Source organism: Stieleria sp., assembly GCF_041595215.1.
In the GTDB taxonomy this organism is placed as follows: Bacteria; Planctomycetota; Planctomycetia; order Pirellulales; family Pirellulaceae; genus Stieleria; species Stieleria magnilauensis.
In genome coordinates this window covers 1-2,532 of record NZ_JBFHKV010001158.1, presented here as the reverse complement: position 1 = coordinate 2,532, position 2,532 = coordinate 1, and the positions used below count along the sequence as shown (strand labels likewise).

3 protein-coding genes are annotated in these 2,532 nt (G+C 59.6%); 2 read left to right on the top strand and 1 reads right to left on the bottom strand.

The window, feature by feature from the left end:
* Together ABX749_RS29185 and ABX749_RS29180 are read left to right on the top strand one after the other, a co-directional pair.
* On the top strand, positions 1 to 547 hold a 547-nt coding region (locus tag ABX749_RS29185; RefSeq protein WP_372899141.1), incomplete at its 5' end, for a ComF family protein.
* A gap of 345 nt (positions 548 to 892) precedes the next feature.
* Positions 893 to 1,855 (top strand): DUF502 domain-containing protein, encoded by a 963-nt coding sequence (locus ABX749_RS29180; protein ID WP_372899140.1) that lies wholly within the window; start codon positions 893 to 895, stop codon positions 1,853 to 1,855.
* A gap of 34 nt (positions 1,856 to 1,889) precedes the next feature.
* Here the strand turns inward: ABX749_RS29180 and ABX749_RS29175 are convergent, their stop codons facing one another.
* The gene (locus tag ABX749_RS29175; RefSeq protein WP_372899142.1) at positions 1,890 to 2,507 is read right to left on the bottom strand and encodes a DUF4254 domain-containing protein; all 618 of its coding nucleotides are present in this window, start codon (positions 2,505 to 2,507) and stop codon (positions 1,890 to 1,892) included.
* Positions 2,508 to 2,532 lie beyond the last annotated feature (25 nt).

Here is a 2,532-nt window from a genome sequence, read left to right as displayed (position 1 = left end):
GAGCTACGACGGGTTGGTACGCAGCGCGGTCGTGGCGGCAAAGTACGGCAGCCAGATTTCGCTCGCCGACGCATTGGCACGACGATTGGCCCGCCGCATTCGAGAGGTCATCGAACCGCCATCGGACATCACCAGCGAGGCAGGAACCGACATTCCGGACTTGATCACGTCCGTCCCGTCGCATCTGTGGCGTCGTATTCAGCGGGGGGCCGGCGGCAGCCGTGTGCTGGCCCGATCGGTCACCCGCGCCCTGGGCCGGGGCTGGCCGGACGTGGCCTACGCGGACTTGCTGGCGACCACACGCAAGATCAACAAGCAGGCTTGGTTGGGGGAAAAGGAGCGGATTGCGAACGTGAGCGGCGCGTTTTGCGCCTCGCGGACGCCCTGGCGACCCTGGCGACGGCGGTCGCTGGCAGGCAAACACGTGCTGTTGATCGACGACGTGATGACAACCGGCGCCACCGCAGGGGAAAACGCGAAGGTGCTCAAACAAGCCGGGGCACGCCGTGTGACCGTCGCGGTCGTTGCACGCGCCTGCTCGGGATGACCGAGTGTCGAGTTTTCGGGGAATTGCTACTAAGAATTCCGTCGAGGGGCCGAAGCGCCTTAATGCAGGCAGTTCGCGAAGTTTCGGCAAATTCAAAGCGTGGCGGAGGCGTGGCGGGCTGGAAGACGGGTTTTTCAATGCGATGATTCTTGCGAACATGCCGATTGTGCATACTGTGAGGGTTAGGGGCCGCTACGTCCGAAGGCCGCCCCGGGAATTCCAATCCAGACTTGACCCAGTAGCGTACAGTTCTACTCACAACCTTTTTCCATTGCTTTGCCTGATTCAACCACACCCGCTGTGACCGATCACGACGATAACTTTCATGCTTCTCGAACGGTGAGCGTGCGAAACATTTTGATTCGCGGCCTGGGGGTCGTTTTGCCGCCGCTGTTGACCATTCTGGTCCTGATTTGGGCGTGGCGAACGATCGAAACGTACGTGCTGCGTCCGACCGAGTGGATCGTCCAGGAGGGACTGGTGTGGGGCGCCGAATACTTCGACGGCACGCTGAGCACAGTTCCTGAAGGGGCGGTACCCGAACCTGACGGCGGCTTCAGCACCTACACGCTGCTGGGCTACAGCAAGTACGTCCCGGATCCGACGGGGCGACGTTACCTGCCCAAAGAAATCGTCGACAGGGTCAACGAGAACGCGGACAAGTTCGGGACCGACGCCAAACCGCTGGTTTCGGCAAACGCCTACTGGCATCGCTACATCCAGATCACTTGGATGCAGCGAAAGTATGTCGTCCCGGTCTTCCTGATCGTGTTCCTGACGGTCCTGTATTTCATGGGACGTCTGTTCACGTTTCGCCTCGGCCGCTGGTTTTTCCGCGGCTTCGACGGAGCGATCTTGCGCATCCCGTTCGTCAACAAGGTTTACGGCAGCGTGAAGCAGGTCACCGATTTTGCGTTCAGCGAACGTGAAATCGAGTTCAACAACGTCGTCGCGGTTCAATACCCCAGCAAGGGCATCTGGTCATTGGGATTCGTCACCGGCAACAGCGTCCGTCAATTGCACGACGCCACGGGTGAAGAAATGATGAGCGTGCTGATGCCGACCAGCCCGATGCCGATGACGGGGTTCACCGTCACGGTCCGGCGCAGCGATACGATCGATATCGACATGACGATCGACGAAGCGATCCAGTTTGTGGTCAGCTGTGGCGTCGTGGTGCCACCGAATCAGCGGATCAACGGCGCACCGAACAACAAACCCCGGCCGACCGGAAAGCTCCGCGACGGCGCGGTGATCCTGCCGGGCAACCCGCAAACCGAACACTCCGTCGACCCGTCGACGGTTTGAATCAGCGATCGGCCCGCCGGCAGACAGCCGCTACTTACGACTTGTAGATTTCCGGGTTGAGCGACGGATCGTTGTACATCTTCATTTGACGATACGTCTTGTGTTGCTTCTTTCCGTCGAAGATGTCGACCAGTAATTCTTGTAGCGAATTGGAAAGATCCGTGTGCTGCTGTTGGCACAGATCGATTCGCGCCGCGACCATCGCTCGGTGATTCGCATCGGCATCTTCACGATCGAGTTGCTCGCGATAGTGGTACAGCCGCAGCGACATGATCGACAAACGGTCGATCGCACTGCCGGCGGTTTCGGTGTTGATCGGCGCACCGGCGGCGGGTTGGACATGCAGCGTGCGGAGCAGTTCGGTGATCGCATCATCCAGCTTTTCGATCATGTCGTTTCGCTGTTGATTGAGTTTGTCGATCGCCCGTTTCACTTCGGCAATCTTGACATCGTCGGCGGTCGGGCTGCGGGCGATGTCTTCCTGGTGCCACAGCCGATAGTTGTATTCATGCTGGGTGCACACGAGTTGCTTGAACCCGTCATAGGGATTCTCGATCGGCCCCTGGTGCCAAGCGGCCACGGTGTCGATTTGCAATTGCGTGATTTCTGAAACCGAGGGCAAACGCGTTGCGGCGAGGGTGGATGCTGACATGGTGCTGGAGGCCGGCTGGAAGCCG

Excerpts from the sequence above, each read along its gene's own strand:
- ABX749_RS29175 (WP_372899142.1), bottom strand. The coding sequence starts at position 2,507 with ATGTCAGCATCCACCCTCGCCGCAACGCGTTTGCCCTCGGTTTCAGAA.